The sequence below is a fragment of the Rosistilla carotiformis genome (assembly GCF_007753095.1).
In the GTDB taxonomy this organism is placed as follows: Bacteria; Planctomycetota; Planctomycetia; order Pirellulales; family Pirellulaceae; genus Rosistilla; species Rosistilla carotiformis.
This window is the reverse complement of the sequence record NZ_CP036348.1, coordinates 6162907-6180839: the sequence shown is the minus strand read 5'-3', so window position 1 is coordinate 6180839 and position 17933 is coordinate 6162907. Positions and strand designations below refer to the sequence as shown.

The following is a 17933-nucleotide window of genomic DNA, read 5'->3' as shown; positions in this document are numbered from 1 at the left end:
AGCACTTCCACGATGAGACGCAATACATTGGTGATGGTCATGCTTGCTGTTGTCGCCCTTCCCGCGATCGCAGAAGAGAAGAAAGCTGGTAAGGGAAAAGCGAAAGAGGGTGGCAGAAACGTTGCCGCTCAAATTCTCAAGCAACTGGCCGATGTTGACTTGACCGAAGAACAGACCGAAAAGATCAAAGCGGCTGGAAAAGCTGCAAGCGCCGAGATGGCGAAGATCCGCGATGAAGCAGGGATCACCGGCGAACTGATGAAGAAGCGTGCTGCAGCTGCGAAGTCGCTTGCCGATTCCGACAAAAAGGGAAAGCAGCGAAACGAAGCGATCAATGAAGCGGCGGGGTTGACCAAACCGCAAGCCGAAGCGATGGACAAGATGAACGCAGTCCGCGCAAAGTTCACCCAGGCGGTTTTGGCGACGCTGACCGATGCACAAAAGGAAAAGCTACCCAAACAACTGCAGCGCGCCGCTCGGCCCGACAAAGGCAAAAAGCCAAACAAGAAGAAGGACGCCGCCTAACAAACGCTTCTATGCGTCGAGAGATATCGAAAGTGGGTCGCGCAATCGAGTGCGCGACCCACTTTTTTGTGCAACAAGATCGTGCTTAAGACGACTGCAAATCAAAGTCGAATGTTTCGTCCGTCTCGGTAACCATCACCGACAACTCCGACTTGGCGTTGTAGTTCGCGGGAATGAACTGTTCGGTGACCGGCACTTTTTCGCCAGGATTCGATTCGTCGAACTTTCCCGGTACCGGACGCGTTGCGGTGATCATCACCGTCTTCTCGCCTGGCAGCGTTTCAAACTGATAAACGCCACCGACGATCGGGCCAGCAAAGCTGACCGTCTTGCCATCTTTCGCTCGGAACACGACATGCCCCGTGGTGACAGGTTCCCCCCCATAGCTGACCTTGCCCGAAACCTGCGACATCGCAGGCCCACTGCTGCCACAGCCGATCGAGGCTAGCGTCAGCAGGGCGACTGACAGGAGGGCGATTCGTTTGTTTTTCATTCGATAGAACTCATGAGAAATAGAAGATGGGTTAACGCCTTGGAATGCTCACTGCGCGTCGTTGACGACTTCGCCGTTGGCGATCGTGGCCATCGCATGGTAGACATCCAACTGGATCGTTTCCGAAAGGAACTGGGTCGAACCGTCGATGCGGAAGCACTGCACGCCGCCAGGATGTCGGCTGCGCAACGAATTATGCGTTGTGTCGGCTCCAACCAAACTGATGCAAGGCAAGTCCCGGTAGGTGGTCGATTTGCAGGTGTAATGTTGATCGGGAACCGGCGTGTTCGGGGCTTCCAATGCGGTGAAACCGTAGCCGCCCCAACGAGCACCACCCCAATATCCGCCAGCACCGCCCCAGCCACCGGTGTCACCGCCACCACGAATCGATTCGCCCCCCATCAATGAGGTCGATGTTCCATCGGTCACCGACGAGAAGGAGGTGTCGGAATAAGCGTAGATCAGTCCGCGCGTCCGGGCGGTGTGATACATGTATTGATCGCCGGTGCACATCACATAGTTCCCTTGGAAACCCGCGCCATCCGACCGAACGCCACCGTTGGCACCCAGGCCGGGAGTCGCAGTGTCGGAGGGGCACAGCAGCGATGCGACCTGCCGATCCTTGATCGATACATCGACATCCATGATCCACTCGGGATTTTGTTGTTCGTACAAATCCTGCATGTTGCCTTCCTCGAAGAAGGGCAACAGTCGTTGCATCCAGCAATCGCGTTTTCGCGTGACCATCCCGCTGTCGACGTAGCCGTAGGGAAACTTGCGGAACGTGTCGTGGTAATTGTGCATCGCCAAGCCCAGCTGTTTCATGTTGTTAGAGCAGCTCATTCGCCGAGCCGCTTCGCGGGCAGCTTGAACCGCGGGCAACAACAGGCCGACGAGGATGCCGATGATTGCGATAACGACTAACAATTCGACGAGGGTGAACGCATGTCGCGGAGGGGCATTCTTTTTCATGTCTACTCTCTTGAGATGGAAAGGAGGGGGGCGGTTGGCAGAAAACGCCGGTGCAAATGGGGTGCGTGGACACACCGAATTGAATAGCATCGGAATTGATTCCAAAGACGAGACGCAAACGTAGTGCCAGAAATTCCCTCGACAGCCCCTTAGGTGGCCCTTGGCTGATTTGCCAGACGTGCTGAAGAATTGCTTTGCGGTGGGGAATTCCACCTCACCACCACCGCAACGTCGATCCGATCTTGAAAATTTTGCGATACAATCTGCCGTTTCATCGCCAACGTGCCCGAGCGTTTGCCTGCGGATTGAGGATAAGACTGTTTTGTGTGCAGCGATGTTTTTTGGCTGACTACTTTGACGGCACACCATGCACGCCCCCAACAGTCGCACTTGAACATCCACACCGCGGGGGGCATTCCAGCGACTCTTTTGCTTCCGCTCGCGCCGTCGTTAAGCACGAAGGAGCCAGCGAAATGCTGTCCATCGTGACGCGGGGATTCGACAAACATTCAGACGACGTTTCTCGTCGACATTGCGCTGCAAATCGGTTGCGCCCGGTATCCGCTCCATTCTTCTGCCCGAGACTTCCTCCCGAACTCCCCTGGGCTCGAGGGGATTGTTTACGAGAAAAACAAGGAAAATTCAGGGAATGGTGAGCGTCAAACCCTGCGTCGAGCACGTTTCTTATATGCCAGATAAGGTCGCTGGTCAGCAGCCATGCTGGTAGCCAACGGTGGGAACGTCTACCATTCCAGGCGTCAGGACCTCAATAATATTTGCGATTTGAAGATAACAAGACAATGGAAAAGACGAAGGTTGCAATCGTTGGTTTGGGAACCGTGGGTACCGGCGTGGCAAAGCTGCTGTTGGATCACGGCGATCGTACGGCGCGGCACGCGGGCCGCACGCTGTGGCTGCAACGCGCGGTAGTTCGCGATGCCAGCAAGCCTGAATACGCCGATTTGCCCGAAGGCGTTGTCACCGAAGACCTCGACGATGTCCTCAACGATCCCGAGATCAAGGTCGTCGCGCAATTGATCGGTGGCTTAGAACCGGCTCGCACGATCATGCTGAAATTGCTCGAAAGCGGCAAAGACGTCGTCACCGCCAACAAGGCTTTGCTGGCCGAACATGGCCCCGAACTGTTTGGTCGCGCCCGCGAACTGGGACAGTGCATCGCGTTCGAAGCGGCTGTTGCCGGTGGCATCCCGATCATCACGAACATCAGCCAGTGCCTGTCGGCCAACCAGATCCTCTCGCTCGAAGGGATCCTCAACGGGACCAGCAATTTCCTGGTCACGCAGATGGATCGCTTGGGAATGTCCTTCGACGATGCCGTCGCCCAGGCGCAGGAACTTGGATACGCCGAAGCCGATCCGACGATGGACGTCGACGGCACCGATGCCGCTCAAAAACTGGCGATCCTCGCTCACCTCGCCTTTGGTGCCCATCCACGTTGGGCCGACATCCCGCGACTGGGCGTCGACCAATTGGACCCGGCCGACCTGCAATACGCTCGCGAGCTGGGATATCGCATTAAGCTGCTAGCCGTCGCCCGCTTGGGCAGCGAAGGGCTTGAACTCCACGTCTCTCCCACTTTGGTCAAAGCGGGGACGCCGCTGGCCGAAGTTCAAGACGCGTTTAACGCGATCGCCGTCCGCGGCGATGCCGTCGGCCCCGTCTTCTACCACGGGCTCGGCGCTGGCCAGATGCCAACCGCATCGGCAGTGGTCGCCGACATCATCGACACCGCGGTCGGTCGCACGCGACTGACCTTCCAGACATTAAAACAGTTCAACGGCGACGAACAGCCGCGCGTCAGTTTGCGTCCGTTCAGCGAACTCCCCGGACGCTATTATCTGCGTCTGCATGTCAACGATTCTCCCGGCGTGTTGGGTGAGATCACTGGAGTTCTGGGGCGCCATCAGGTTTCGATCGCATCGGTGATCCAACACGAACCAGCCAACGATGGGACCAGCGATGTCGTTCCGTTGGTGATCATGACTCACAGCGCTCCCGAAGGAGCCGCCGGTCGAGCTGCAAACGAGATCGAAAACCTCGATTGCGTCGTCGGCAAGGTGATTCGCTTGCGAGTCAAAGTCGGCGAATAAGAACTTCGCCCCAACGTGAGCCGGCCACTCCCCGCACTTCACCCGCCCAGCGCAGCTGGGAGGGTCGAAAAAGGAGCGTCTAGCGAATTTTTCGGGGAGGGCCTACCGCTGTCGGATCTGCCGAACTCCCCTCCCCGAACCACGCTTCGCGGGTTCGACCCTCCCTGAGGGAGGGTGAAAACGAGTGTTACCGGGCCCGCGTAAAACAAAGCCCGCGCTTCACCCGCCCAGCGCAGCTGGGAGGGTCGAAAAAGGAGCGTCTAGCGAATTTTTCGGGGAGGGCCTACCGCCGCCGGATCCACCGCACTCTCCTCCCCGAACCACGCTTCGCGGGTTCGACCCTCCCTGGGGGAGGGTGAAAACGAGCGTTACCGGGCCATCGTAAAACAAAGCCGGCCCTTCACCCGCCCAGCGCAGCTGGGAGGGTCGAAAAAGGAGCGTCTAGCGAATTTTTCGGGGAGGGCCTACCGCTGTCGGATCTGCCGCACTTCCCTCCCCGAACCACGCTTCGCGGGTTCGACCCTCCTTGAGGGAGGGTGAAGACGAGTGCTACAGAATTGGCGTTTGACGTGGGCGGCCGCCGTCGCGGTCGATCTGGACTGTCAGATGGCGACGCCATTGTTCATCGTTGGTGGTGGGGAAGTCGTTCCGGAAATGAACCCCACGCGACTCCTCGCGAGCCAGCGCGGTGGCGGCCATCAGGCGAGCGGTCAGCAGCATGTTCTGCAGCTCCCACCCCTCGACCGAATCGAACTGTCGCGGCAACGCGTAGCTGCAATAAGACTCCAACGAATCGAGCGCCTGACGCAGCGACGGAGCGTCCCGCTGCACGCCACACAACCGCCCCATCAAGCTCTTCATCGCGTTGCGGATGTCACCGATATCAAGCGGTTCCACGGGGGCAGCCGTCGCGGGCCCTTCGATCTTGAGTGCTTCGTAGCGGTCGGGCATTTCAGCCGCAGCCCGCGCGGCCCCTTCGCCGGCATGGGCTCCGTAGACGAGCCCCTCTAACAAACTGTTCGACGCCAACCGGTTCGCGCCGTGCAGCCCGCTGCTGGTCACCTCCCCCGCCGCCCATAAACCGGGCAGCGAAGTCCGGCCTTCGATATCGACCGAAACACCACCGATCATGTAGTGCGCGCCGGGACGAACCGGAATCCGATCCTGCGTGATATCCAAACCAAACTCTTGGCAGACCTTGGCGATCCCAGGGAATCGCGACTTCACCTCTTTCGGATCCAGATGGTTCAGATCCAAGTAGACACACGGATGCTGCGTCTTGCTCATCTGGCGGACGATCGATTGGCTGACCACATCGCGTGGGGCCAGTTCGCCGCGCGGATCGTATTCGGACATAAACCGATGCCCCGACGCATCGACCAGATGTGCCCCTTCGCCCCGCACCGCTTCAGTGATCAGAAATCGCGAACTGCCGGCGATGTAGAGGACCGTTGGATGGAACTGCATCATCTCCATGTCGCGTAATTCGACACCCGCCCGGTAAGCTGCGGCGATCCCATCGGCGGTCGCAACCGGAGGGTTGGTCGATTCGCGGAAGATCTGCCCACATCCGCCGGTGCACAGGATTGTCTGCTTGGCCCAAACCAGCGTCGGTTTGTCGGTGCCGACACCCAGGACGGCCCCGTGGCATCGCCCCTCGTGCGTCAGCAGATCCATGGTGAAGGCGTTTTCCATGATCTGGATGTTCTGCCGTTCGCGCGTCCGCTGGATCACCGCCCGCATCACCTCGCGCCCCGTGGCGTCTCCCAGCGCGTGGACGATCCGCTGGTGGCTGTGCCCTCCCTCGCGGCCGAGCATCAGCGAGCCCTCTTGGTGCGAATCAAATCGCGTCCCCCAAGCGATCAGCTCCTCGATCCGGCGGGGCGCCTCGCGGATCACCGTGTCGACGACCGACCGATCGCACAGATTGCCGCCGGCATTCAAAGTGTCCTGAACGTGATTCTCAAAAGAATCGGTTTCGTCGATCACGCCGGCTATCCCGCCCTGAGCGTAATTGCTGTTCGATTCCTGGATCCGGTCCTTGGTCACGACCAGAACCGATTGGTTCGCCGCTGCCGCATTGGCGGCCCGCAACCCCGAAAGCCCCCCGCCAATGACCAAGAGGTCGGTGAAGCGGTGTAGGGCCCGTTTTGGATGAAAAGCGACCAAGTAGCGAGGTGTCATAAAATCTGCGGCCGGCGCGAGAGGAGAATATGGGTGCGAGGATCAGGGCTGCAGGAAGTGCGGCGGGAAAAGCACCTATCTGCGTTAATTCACCTCACCGATCCGATTGGACCCTTGTGTCGAATACGTTAACATTTTGCTAAATATAGTCGAGTATTGAGCCCCAATCATTGGTAGACTACGGCTGAAATGGCGGGAAAGGCCTACCTTTGCTCGGCATCTCGCGATCGTCGTTCCCGCAAATCGCTCAATTTGAATGGCCTGGCCAAGGTCAACGCTCTCCCTTCGAAGCACCATGATTGCCACCGCGGATCAATCCTCCCAGCCCCCAGCCGCAGATCGTTCCACCAAAACGATCCGCACCCATGTCGCGGCGGAGCAGCGCGCCGGTGGCAATGCGAGGCCGACCGAGCGATCATTTAGAGCAGTTCCCCGCCACGGCAGGCAGTCGCCCTCTCCAATTTCTGCACAAGAAATGGCTCGGCGGTGCGAAGAGGAACATGGTTTGCGGTCTCACTTCCTATTGAGTTGGAAACTCACAACGGGCAGTCCAGCGACCGCGACCTGCCAACGATCCTTCACTTCCCTAGCGGAAATATCAAATACATGAGTTATCGAGCCGCCCGCAAACGACGACGCCCACGCATGAGCCTCAGCTTCCTGCCGACGATGCTGACCCTGGGCAACGGGGCCTGTGGCATGGCCAGTATCGCCATGGCTTATAATGCCGAACTGAACTGGTCGACCGAAAACAAACTGTTTGCCGCCGGTTGCTTGATCTTCGCCGGAATGCTGTTCGACGCGTTCGACGGCTGGGCAGCCCGAGCGACCAAGCAGACCAGCGAATTTGGCGCGCAATTAGATAGCCTTTGCGATGCGATCACTTTTGGCGTCGCCCCCGCAGTCCTGGTCTGGCAATACTCCAACGTCCTGCCGCTGCGCGTGATCTACCCGATCGGCGTCCTCTTTTCGCTCTGCACGATCCTGCGACTGGCCCGGTTTAACGTCGAAACGCCAAGCGACGACGCCGAAGACCACGCCTATTTCGAGGGGCTGCCAAGCCCTGCCGCAGCCGGCACGATCGCCACCTTTGCGATCGCCACCCCCGAACTCTCGGGCATGCAAACGTCCATCGCCGACCCGCGGGCTCAAGAATTGGCCGCCACCGTCTTGGCCAGCTGCCAATACCTTTTGCCGGCTCTCGCGGTACTATTAGCCTACCTGATGGTGTCGCGGTTCCGTTACGAGCATTTTGTCCCCAAATGGCTCGGCGGACACTGGTCTCCATTCCAGATCGGCCTGGCTCTTTTTGCTATTATGACAGTCGTGGTCGTGAAGGAATTGGCTCTGCCGCTGATGTTCTGCTACTACGCCTTTGAATCCCCGATCCGGAATTGGATGCGTCTGCCTGAATCGGCACGCGCAAGCGGTTAGCAGTCCCCCCCTGCGAACTTCTCATTACCCAACATCCCCCAACGGAATAGAAGAACAATGGAAATCGACGTCGCCCCGGCGGAAGACGAAAAAACTCAGCAGGCTGCCCCATCGCACTCCGGTTCGAAAGTGAAGGCTGAACGGGCGCAGTTGTACAAGCAACTGGCCCCCGCCTACGAAGTCCTGTTCCCGTTGGTGATCCGCAACCACATCCGCAGCAGCATTCAATCGCTGGACATTCCCCAGGGATCGAAGGTTCTCGAAGTCGGAATCGGCACCGGAGTCTCGATGCCGGTCTATCCCAAGCACGCCCAAATCACGGGGATCGACCTCTCCGAACCGATGTTGGAAGTCGCTCAAAAACGGATCCAACGCGAGGGATGGGATCATTTTGACCTGCGGGCGATGAACGCCGAACAGCTCGATTTCCCCGACGAAAGCTTCGACTTCGTGACCGCCTTTCACGTCGTGACTGTCGTCTCGAAGCCGCAAAAGATGATGGCGGAGATCACGCGCGTCCTCAAACCGGGCGGGCGTCTGCTGATCATCAACCACTTCCGCAGCCGCCGAAAGTGGATCGCCAGCATGGTCGATCGCGCCGACAGCGTCACCCGGCACCTCGGCTGGCGAACCAATCTCGAATGCCAATCGATCATCGAGAATCTGCCGTTGGAAGTCGAGCATCGCTACAAATCGTCTCCCTTCTCGCTCTTCACGATCGTCAAGGCGAAACGCTGCTAGACGCCTCGGCGGCAGAAACGCGACCGCCCTCCGTCGACGCGAACCCTTGCGGCGGTTGCTGGCTCTTACACGCCGGGGCGAGAAGTCCGATAGAGTCCACCCGGCCCTCGCGGAGCGGCCTGCTGGGCAGGCGTCCCGCGCATCGCTCCACTGACGGGGGCGGCAAACTGGATTCGTCTCCTTCGGAGGCCCCTTTATCATCCCCGCGGGCTTAGAATAATAGGCGGTAGGCAGAGGCGTTCCAATCTTCACCCCGCTGCCCGCTTGAGCCCCCTTCCTCGACGACCAGATAGGTCAAACCAGGTGTTCCCGATATATGAGTTCCCCGTTCAACAGCGTCCCCGAAGCCGTTGATGCGATCGCGCGTGGCGAAATCGTGATCGTTCTCGACGCCGAGAATCGTGAAAACGAAGGCGACTACATCTGCGCGGCTGAAAAAGCGACGACCGAAAACGTCAACTTCATGATCTCTGGACGCGGCCAACTGTGCGTCGCTGTCCTCCCCGACGTCTGCAATCGTTTGGATCTGCACCCGTTGGTCGAACGTAACGATGCACCTTTAAAGACAGCTTTCCAAACCCCAGTCGATCATCGCAACGCCAAGACCGGCATCACCGCCGCTGAACGATCCGAAACGATCCAGGCGCTGATCCAACCCCACAGCCACGCCGAAGACTTTGTCCGCCCCGGACACGTCTATCCGCTGTTGGCGAAAGAGGGTGGCGTGTTGCGCCGGGCCGGGCACACCGAAGCTGCCGTCGACCTCGCCCGCATGGCGGGGCTGGAACCTGCCGGCGCGCTCTGCGAAGTCCTCAACGAATCGGGGGACCGCGCCACCCGCGACGACCTGCTGGCGCTAGCCAAGAAACACAATCTGAAGATCATCACGATCGAAGAGCTGATCGCTCACCGACGGGTGAACGAAAAGCTGGTCTCGCGGAACGCACAAGCCGATCTACCGACATCGTTTGGCGATTTTAAGATCATCGTCTACGACGTCCAGTTCGAAGACCAAGAACCGATCGCGCTGGTCTACGGAGACCTGACTTCCCAAGACGGACCGCCGCCGTTGGTGCGGATGCACAGCAGTTGCTTCACCGGCGACCTGGTCGATTCGCTTCGCTGCGACTGCGGCGACCAATTGAAGATGGCGTTGAAGGTGATCAGCAGCGAGGGACGCGGTGCGTTGGTCTATCTGCCGCAAGAGGGACGCGGCATCGGGCTGGCCCAGAAGATTCGCGCCTACGCCTTGCAGGACCAAGGCCTCGATACCGTCGAAGCCAACCATGCGTTGGGCTTTAAAGCCGACATGCGCGACTACGGCATCGGCCTGCAAATCCTCAAGGACCTCGGACTTCGCGAAGTCCGCCTGCTAACCAATAACCCCAAAAAGACCGAAGCCTTTAATCTCCGCGGCTTTGATCTGCAGGTCGTCGATCAAGTTCCGATCATCCCCCAATCGAACGTGCACAACGCGCGTTACCTGCAAACCAAGCGGGACAAGATGGGACACCAATTGCCCAGCGATCCGGTCGAGTCGGCCGAATGAACCGCGAGGCGCAGGAAGCTTGGCGGCCGCGACGGATCGCCGTGATTGGTGTCGGTTTATTAGGCGGTTCGGTGGCGCTGGCAGCGAAGCGTCGCTGGCCCGATGCGACGCTTGTCGGTTCATCTCGCAACCCCGCGACGCGGCAAACGATGCTCGATCGGCAAGTTGTCGACCACGCGGTTGCCGATGCGATCCAGTGTGTTGCCGATTGCGACCTGATCATCATCGCTGCCCCTGTTGGCCACATCGCGCGATTGCTGCCCGAGATCGCCGATGCCAGCGATCCCGAAGCGATCATCACCGATGTCGGTAGCACCAAACAGGAAATCGTTGCGGCAGCCGAAGCGCACCCCGCCGCGGCGCTGCGGTTTGTCGGTTCGCACCCGATCGCTGGCAGCGAGCGAACGGGAGTTGAAAACGCTTCGGTTGACCTGTTTCAAGGGAAGCTTTCGATCACCACACCAACCGGCCAAACCGATCCGATCCGCCACGACCGCGTAAAGCGATTTTGGGAACAGATCGGTTGCCGCGTGATCTCGATGAGTCCGGCCGATCACGACCTCGCGTTGGCCTCTGCCAGTCACATGCCTCACATTGCATCGGCCGCTTTAGCACTCGCGCTGCCACAAGAATTTGCACACCTGACCGGATCGGGATTCCGCGACGCGACGCGGATCGCGGCGGGAGATCCTTTGATGTGGCGACAGATTGTCGAAGCGAACGCGCCGGCGGTCTTGGCTCAACTGCAGCGATACGAATCGGCGATCGGCCAGTTCCGCGGCGCAATCGCCAACCAGGATTGGGCTGGAGTTGAAAAGCTGTTTATCGACGCGCAAGCCGCAAAACAATCGATCGATGCGGCAACGTGTGGTCCCGTCGACGACTCAGAATAACAGCGTCTTCTGGTGAGGCGGATCGTCGTCGCGGTTTTCCAGTTCGCGGCGGACCTCGCGAAGACCGTAGGCGCACATCTCGAATTGCTCGCTCAATCGACGCAGCAGATCGCACGGCGGTCGATCTTCGCCCCCTTCGATCGAGCTTGCGATCGCGTAGGCTCGCTTCCCCTGCTGGCAATAATCGACGAAGTGATCGGCGTGATCGCGCGACTTCATCTGCCTCAGGCTCTCGGGATACATCCCGCTCCAGAACAGCGTGAAATCGCCGACGTGGCGGTGGACTTCACGGCGAGCGACGCCGATCCGCTTGTCCGCTTCGACCAGCATTTCGACCACTTCGGTCGCCGGTCTGCCGGTCGCTCGGCGAACCGTATGCAGCATGTCGGTGTGAACGAATCGAATCAGTAGGCCGTTGATGTAGTCGACTAACTGGACATCGGCCACGCCCAACTGACCATGAAAGATCGATTCGGAAACCCCAGAAAAGAATCGTTGCAGTAGCGTGCTTGGCGCTGAATCACGTTTCTCTGTCATCGGTTGTCTTCCTCCTGTTGCAAGGAAGAGGAAATAAATCCTCTACCTTTCAACCTAATTACGCCCCAATCGCCAGGTCAAGAGAGAAATCGAACCGGCCAAAAAAATTGCCGTTGCCGAAATCTCGTCCTTTGGGGCGTCGATCGCATTGGCAAATCCAGCATGCCAGAGTTGCCAAGGGTTGGCGAAAAGGCAGGACATCACAAGGACCGAAGGGCCGGCGATTTGCATAGCCCAGGCGGAACGCCTGGGTAAGCGGCAAAGCGAACAGACACAACAAGAAGGGCCAGCGGCCCGACGATCGATGGACGTGCGACCGCGTTGCGGGCGGCGCGTGCTGCGGCGATCGAATCCGGTGGTGTTCGCTACGCTCAAACCACCGGCTACCTTCTTGCCCCCTTCGGGAACCGACGATGCGGTTACTGTCGTGGCGTGGGCATCCGATGACATTCAACGCGTCTCAAACCGCCGGCCTCCTGAGGACCGAAGGGCCGGCAATTTGCATAGCCCAGGCGGAACGCCTGGGTAAACGGCAAGGCGAACAAACACAACAAGAAGGGCCAACGGCCCGGCGTGCGACCGCGTTGCGGCGATCGAATCCGGTGGTATTCGCTGCGCTCATACCACCGGCTACCTTCTGGGATCACCAGCGAATCGCTGCGGCAACAGAGGTTCCGCAACGGATTACCAGCGGGCAAATCGTTGACCTCGATGACCGAAGAGGTTGGTGTTCTGTGTCAGCAGACTTGTTTGTTGCAGTGAGGCACTGCAAATGTCTCGCCCCACAAGTCGGTGGCTCCCTTCCATGGGGAGCCACCTGCGATTGCTCTGTCGATTTGTCCCGACATTTGTCGATCGGAGGGGGGTTAGTTGAGGTCGATCGTTAGGTTATTGTCACCGTCAATGAGGGTGACCTGTTGGCCGCTGGAAGTCTCGCTGTAAAACTTTTCGGGAACTCCAGAAACATTGCTTAGGTAGACCGTGTAGTCTCCGCTGGCAAGCGGGGTGTCCAGCTTAAACTCCCCTTTCTTGTCGATCGGCCCCACTCCAATCTCTCCTGTTGTAAACGAGTAGAGATGAATCGTTCCCTCACGCATCGACTTCCCGGCGACGGCGATGGTTCCCGACACCGAGGCCGTTGGTGGCGCAAGCTCTTGTTGCGGAGAACTGCAACCGTTCATTGCAATGGCGAATGTAACGATCGCCGGTAGTAGGCACCAACGCATCGTGGTTGCGGTAGGGCGTGACATGCTTTTTTGTTCCTTGTTGGGGGGGAGATTATTGCGGGGTGGCCCCCTTTTTTCCGCGCAAAGCGAGGGGGCAATAGGTTGTTCAGGCAGGCATTCTTCGGCGGTCTACCGTGCCATTGCGACATGCAGCTACCACCGATCCGCAAACAGATACGGTGGAGGGAAGAGTTCGGTGTGACCTTACTAGTGGGCAGGGATTACATTGCCGTCCGCTTTGTCGCCAAGATACTGGTAGGTGAGATATTCGATAGTCTCGGCGACGAAGAGTACGGATCCATCAGCTTTCAAGAATTGTGCGCCTCCGGGATGATGGGAGCCGAAGTTTGCCCACAAGTCGCTAAATTCCGTAGCGGACGTCCCCGCAATGACAGTGCCGTTGTTTGTGATGTGGGAGAATGCCGCATCGCCCACGATTTTTCGGTTCATCGGGTAGCACATGTTTCGGTGCGAGTGATAGCCCCAGCGCCAGATATGGTTGGTTAAATTGAAGTTCGAGTCCATCTCACCCGCTGCGATCGTGTTGCTCGTGCCATCAGTAATATCTCGAAAGGCGACTCGTGAATTCTGATTAAAGACCCCTCTCCATGAATTCGTGTTGCCATCGTTGGTGTGGCCAGTCCCGGTGCTGAATGCGTAGTCGCCGTATGCCACGGTGCTACTTCCCTGCAAAGGACGCGGCTTGGATGGACAGAACATTGCATCTACGACCGTTGCCTTTGCTGCATTGTTCGCTGCGTTGTCATAGTCGAATCGGAAATCCCAGAGATCGTAGACGTTTCCCATCTCCATAAATGGCAGGATCGCAACCCAACCGTTGATGCGGTCCCCGCCGATGTTGCCAGTACCATTGGTGAATCTGGAACCGGCTGGGAATTTCTGGTGCGTATCGTGGTAATTATGGAGTGCAAGCCCGAATTGCTTCAAATTGTTGCTGCACTGCATCCGCCGTGCCGCTTCGCGAGCCGCCTGTACAGCCGGCAACAGGAGGCCGACGAGAATACCAATGATCGCGATGACGACAAGAAGCTCGACGAGCGTAAAGCCTTGAGTTCGATTTCGCATGACAGAATTCCTCGATGTTCGTTAAGTAAAATGATAACTGCCGATCAGCTGATCTGAGCGTGACAACGCTCGCGTCCAATAATCCCCCCGCACGGCGGGGATTACGGCCCGCATTACACCCCTCATGATGTAAGATGTCAACCTCAAAATGAAGGCTGTGGCACAAGCGAAGGAATGATGTTCAGGATGTGCGGTTTATTCTGAGCCAGTTTGGAGAGGGCTGCTCAGAGTGCAGGTGGAGCTGGCCGGTCTGTTTCGGCAATGGAAACGACCTTCAGAAATCTCGTATCGGATGGTGTTCACTGCGTGTTCGCAACCATCTGCCACCTCAATCGGATCCCTTCAGGGGAGGTTGGGAGATCATTTTGGCGTGACGTAAGTCAAGCGACTTGATTCCGGTGCGCGTCGGTTCGTCGGGGCAATCACCATGGTTGGGTTCTTGGTGCTCGACTGCGTTTCCAAAGACGCTAAGGGAGGGCAAACTTGCAGCGCCCTGCCCACACGGCGCTGCTGGGTAACTATACTGCTTCGGTTGTTATTCCACCTCACTCCGTCCTGACCTGACGATGCCATGCGAATTGCACTCTGCAGCCTATTGACCGCTTTGATCTGTTCGGTCGCTTGGTCTCAACCGACGACCTACGCCACGCCCGAAGCGGCCGCGGAAGATCCCGACTTTGCAATCCAAGGCGAATACGTCGGGCCCAAGCGAGCGATGCAGGTGATCGCACTGGGGGATGGAGAGTTCGAGGCGGTGATCTACGGGGCCGGTCTGCCCGGCGACGGCTGGGACAAGACGCCACCACAACGCGTTCCACTGGACTCCGATGGGGTCCTCGATCTGGTCGACGCCAATCAAATGCAACGCGTCGATCGCAAGAGTCCCACGTTGGGGCGACAGCCTCCGCCCGGCGCGATCGTGATGTTCGATGGCACCACCGAAACGCTGGACGCTCATTGGCAATCGGGTCGGATGACCGATGATGGGCTGTTGATCGAAGGGGTGACCAGCAAAGACCGTTTCGACGATTTCCGTTTGCATCTGGAATTCCGCACGCCCTTTATGCCCGCCGCCCGCGGGCAAGCTCGCGGCAACAGCGGCGTCTATTATCAAGGCCGTTACGAAACGCAGATCCTCGATTCGTTTGGACTCGCCGGCGCGATGAACGAGACCGGCGGAATCTACACGATCCGCGATCCCGATCTGAACATGTGCTTCCCGCCACTTGCTTGGCAGACCTATGACGCCGACTTCACCGCCGCTCGCTACGATGACGCCGGCAAGAAAATCGCTGATGCCAAGCTGACCGTACGATTAAACGGCGTGATCGTGCAACAGAACGTGGCGCTGCCGCACAAAACGCGAGCGGCTCCCAACGACGAAGGGCCCCAACCGGGACCGCTGTACCTGCAAAACCACGGCAATCCGGTTCGGTTTCGCAATATCTGGGTCCAGCCTCGCGATGCCGATAAAGAAGCCCGCCGTCCCCGCATCCCCGGCTTCGAACGCTTTGCTGCGACCGGCGACGCGGCGACTGCGTTGGGCGGGCACTTGCTGATCAGCGAACTCGGCTGCGCCACATGCCACGCACAATCCAAGCCGGTTGTCGCCGCCAAACAGGCTCCGATCCTCGACAGTGTCGGCAGCCGGATTCGCCCCGATCATCTGCTCGCGTTCATCGGCAACCCGCACGGGGAGAAGCCGGGAACGACGATGCCCGATCTGTTGGCGGGGCTCGATCCACAACAGCGTGACGCAACGGTTCGAGCGCTCGCCAGTTACCTCGGTTCGACCGGCGTCGTCGTCGATCGCGTGGGAGATCCCGTCGCCGCTGGCCGAGGCAAAGAACTGTTCCACATGATCGGCTGCACCGCCTGCCACACGCCGCAAGACGGCACGGTCGTCTCCGATGCGACAACGATCCCGTTGGGCAAACTGGACCAGAAGTATACGTTCGACTCGTTGGTCGGTTTCTTGAAACATCCGCATGCGACGCGGCCCAGCGGTCGGATGCCCAGCTTCGGCTTCCAAGGTGGAGAGGCAGAAGATCTGGCGACCTATCTGTTGCGAGATGTGATCTTGGGAGAAGCGGCGGTTAACACCAAGGCGACCTTCTACGAAGGGAGTTGGAAGACGCTCCCCGATTTCGAAACGTTGACGGCGGAAAAAGAAGTCGAAACGTTTGGCCTGGACATTCAAGCCAGCGGCCGCAAGGATCGCTTTGCCGCTCGATTTGACAGCTACTTCATCGCTCCCAAGCGAGCCAAATACAAGTTCCACCTGGGATCGGACGATGGCAGCCGAGTGCTTGTCGACGGCAAGCAGGTCGTGGTCTACGACGGCATCCATCCGCACGGCACGCGAACCGCAGAGGTCTTGTTGGAGCAAGGCGTTCACGAACTGCGAGTCGAATATTTTGAATTTGCTGGCGAGGAATCGCTGTCGCTAGAGATTGAAGGGGGCGGATTAAATCGAACGATGATCGATTCGATCCTGTCGCTCGATCCGTCGGGGCAGATGGCCGAACCGCTGTTCAAGTCGACCTTTCAACCCGACCCTGCGTTGATCGAGCAGGGACGATCGCTTTTCACAAGTGTCGGCTGTGCGTCTTGTCATCAAATGAAGTCGCTGCCAGCGGACGCTACAAAATCGCTGGTCGGACCGGCGATGAAGACGCTCGATACGTCTGCTGGTTGCTTGGCCGAATCGCCTGCTGCCGGCCTGCCCAACTTTGATCTGAACGTCGCTCAGCGACAAGCGATCGGCCGCGCGATCGATGAATTACGGACGGGGCCGCCGAAGGTCGACGTTGCGGGACTGGTCCATCAGACGATGGCCACGATGAACTGTTACGCCTGTCACAGCCGCGACAAAATTGGTGGTCCCGAAGCGACTCGCGATGCGGTCTTTAAGACGACGATGCAGGAGATGGGAGACGAGGGGCGTCTGCCGCCGCCGCTGAACGGCGTGGGGGACAAATTACAGTCCGACTACATCACGCAGATCCTGAACAAGGGAGCGGACGAGCGGCCCTACATGCTGGCCAACATGCCAGGCTTTGGAACGCACAATATGCCCGGTTTCGTCGACGCACTGGTGGCGTTGGATCTGAAAAAAGAAGCCGATATCGCGGCGATCGATCAGCCGCGGGATGAACAGCTTTCGGCCGGCCGCATGCTGGCCGGCAACAAAGGACTCTCCTGCGTTAAGTGTCACACATTTGGTGGCCAGGGAGCGCCGGGAATCGGCGCGATCGACATGCAACGGATGACCTCGCGATTGCGAGAGGATTGGTTCCATCGTTATCTGATGTCGCCGCAAACCTATCGCCCGGGAACGCGGATGCCAGCCAGTTTCCCCGACGGCAAATCGGTGGTGCCCGATCTTTATGACGGCCATCCGAGCGCCCAGATCGGTGCCCTGTGGACCTATCTGGCCGACGGTGCCAAAGCCCGCCCGCCGATCGGCGTCGGGAAGGAACTGATCGAATTGGTTCCCGAACAGCGGCCGATCATCTATCGCAACTTTATCGAAGGGCTGACGCCTCGCGGGATCGCCGTCGGATATCCTCAACGCGTTCACATCGCCTGGGACGCCGGAACGATGTCGCTGGCGTTGGCTTGGAAGGGAGCCTTCATCGACGCCAGCAAGCACTGGGTCGGACGTGGCCCGGGGAATCAGGGACCGTTGGGAGACGCAATCCGGTCGTTGGAGAAAGTCGCTCCGCTGGCCCGGCTCGACGCGATCGATGCTCCCTGGCCGACGGAAGATCTGCGAGCGCAGGGATATCGATTCCTGGGGTATCGCTTGGATCCTAGCGGTCAACCGACATTCCGCTATCGCGCCGGCGAGGTGACTGTCGAAGACACGCCCCTGCCCCAGGGCGACGATTCGGGAGCTGTCTCGCTACGTCGCCAGTTGCAATTGACGGGCCCCGCCGACACCGCGGGACTGACGCTTCGCCTGGCAGCCGGCAAGAAAATCGAAGCGGCCGCCGACGGCTGGTATCGCATCGACGGCAACTATTCGATCCGCATTGACGGTCCCGCGCGAGTGATCTCTGTGGGCGATGGGCAAGAGTTGCGGATGCCGGTCTCGCTGGAGAGCGGAACGGCGACGATCGAAGAACAGATCCGTTGGTAGCGCGGGGCTTACCGAATCCCCACGCTAACAACTTCATT

General features: G+C 58.9%; 13 protein-coding genes. 7 read left to right on the top strand and 6 right to left on the bottom strand.

Annotation, left to right across the window (positions count from 1 at the left end; all coding sequences use genetic code 11):
• Window positions 1-12: 12 nt before the first annotated feature.
• Window positions 13-525, top strand: coding sequence for a hypothetical protein (locus Poly24_RS22435; RefSeq protein ID WP_145100968.1), 513 nt, complete (start codon window positions 13-15; stop codon window positions 523-525).
• A gap of 85 nt (window positions 526-610) precedes the next feature.
• Here Poly24_RS22435 and Poly24_RS22430 read toward each other — a convergent pair whose 3' ends face one another.
• Together Poly24_RS22430 and Poly24_RS22425 are read right to left on the bottom strand one after the other, a co-directional pair.
• The gene (locus tag Poly24_RS22430) at window positions 611-1018 is read right to left on the bottom strand and encodes a hypothetical protein (RefSeq protein WP_145100965.1); all 408 of its coding nucleotides are present in this window, start codon (window positions 1016-1018) and stop codon (window positions 611-613) included.
• A gap of 48 nt (window positions 1019-1066) precedes the next feature.
• Complete coding sequence (locus Poly24_RS22425) at window positions 1067-1990, bottom strand: DUF1559 domain-containing protein (RefSeq protein WP_145100962.1); 924 nt, start codon at window positions 1988-1990, stop codon at window positions 1067-1069.
• A gap of 800 nt (window positions 1991-2790) precedes the next feature.
• Between Poly24_RS22425 and Poly24_RS22420 the strand changes: the two genes are divergently transcribed.
• Window positions 2791-4101, top strand: a complete 1311-nt coding sequence (locus Poly24_RS22420; RefSeq protein ID WP_145100959.1) for a homoserine dehydrogenase — start codon at window positions 2791-2793, stop codon at window positions 4099-4101.
• Between the two features lie 549 nt (window positions 4102-4650).
• On the opposite strand, the gene nadB is transcribed toward Poly24_RS22420, so the two are convergent.
• Window positions 4651-6285 carry an L-aspartate oxidase gene (gene nadB, locus Poly24_RS22415; RefSeq protein WP_145100956.1) on the bottom strand — a complete coding sequence of 545 codons (1635 nt, stop codon included), beginning with the start codon at window positions 6283-6285 and terminating at the stop codon, window positions 4651-4653.
• A gap of 486 nt (window positions 6286-6771) precedes the next feature.
• Between nadB and pssA the strand changes: the two genes are divergently transcribed.
• The 4 genes from pssA to Poly24_RS22395 all read left to right on the top strand — a co-directional run bounded on the left by pssA (window position 6772) and on the right by Poly24_RS22395 (window position 10902).
• Window positions 6772-7719, top strand: a complete 948-nt coding sequence (gene pssA / locus Poly24_RS22410; protein ID WP_231753294.1) for a CDP-diacylglycerol--serine O-phosphatidyltransferase — start codon at window positions 6772-6774, stop codon at window positions 7717-7719.
• Window positions 7720-7776: 57 nt separating this feature from the next.
• Window positions 7777-8460 carry a class I SAM-dependent methyltransferase gene (locus Poly24_RS22405; protein WP_145100950.1) on the top strand — a complete coding sequence of 228 codons (684 nt, stop codon included), beginning with the start codon at window positions 7777-7779 and terminating at the stop codon, window positions 8458-8460.
• Between the two features lie 316 nt (window positions 8461-8776).
• Window positions 8777-10009 (top strand): GTP cyclohydrolase II, encoded by a 1233-nt coding sequence (ribA, locus tag Poly24_RS22400; protein WP_145100946.1) that lies wholly within the window; start codon window positions 8777-8779, stop codon window positions 10007-10009.
• Entirely contained in the window at window positions 10006-10902 is an 897-nt protein-coding gene (locus tag Poly24_RS22395; protein WP_145100943.1) for a prephenate dehydrogenase, read from the top strand. The genes ribA and Poly24_RS22395 overlap by 4 nt, the downstream gene beginning before the upstream one ends.
• On the opposite strand, the gene Poly24_RS22390 is transcribed toward Poly24_RS22395, so the two are convergent.
• The 3 genes from Poly24_RS22390 to Poly24_RS22380 all read right to left on the bottom strand — a co-directional run bounded on the left by Poly24_RS22390 (window position 10894) and on the right by Poly24_RS22380 (window position 13751).
• Window positions 10894-11439, bottom strand: a complete 546-nt coding sequence (locus Poly24_RS22390; RefSeq protein WP_145100941.1) for a hypothetical protein — start codon at window positions 11437-11439, stop codon at window positions 10894-10896. The genes Poly24_RS22395 and Poly24_RS22390 overlap by 9 nt on opposite strands.
• 866 nt (window positions 11440-12305) lie before the next feature.
• Window positions 12306-12689 (bottom strand): hypothetical protein, encoded by a 384-nt coding sequence (locus tag Poly24_RS22385; RefSeq protein WP_145100938.1) that lies wholly within the window; start codon window positions 12687-12689, stop codon window positions 12306-12308.
• A 183-nt stretch (window positions 12690-12872) separates the two neighbouring features.
• A complete protein-coding gene (locus Poly24_RS22380; RefSeq protein ID WP_145100935.1) occupies window positions 12873-13751 on the bottom strand; it encodes a DUF1559 domain-containing protein in 879 nt (292 codons plus the stop codon).
• Window positions 13752-14322: 571 nt separating this feature from the next.
• Here Poly24_RS22380 and Poly24_RS22375 point away from each other — a divergent pair.
• A complete protein-coding gene (locus Poly24_RS22375) occupies window positions 14323-17895 on the top strand; it encodes a family 16 glycoside hydrolase (protein WP_145100932.1) in 3573 nt (1190 codons plus the stop codon).
• Window positions 17896-17933: the final 38 nt, after the last annotated feature.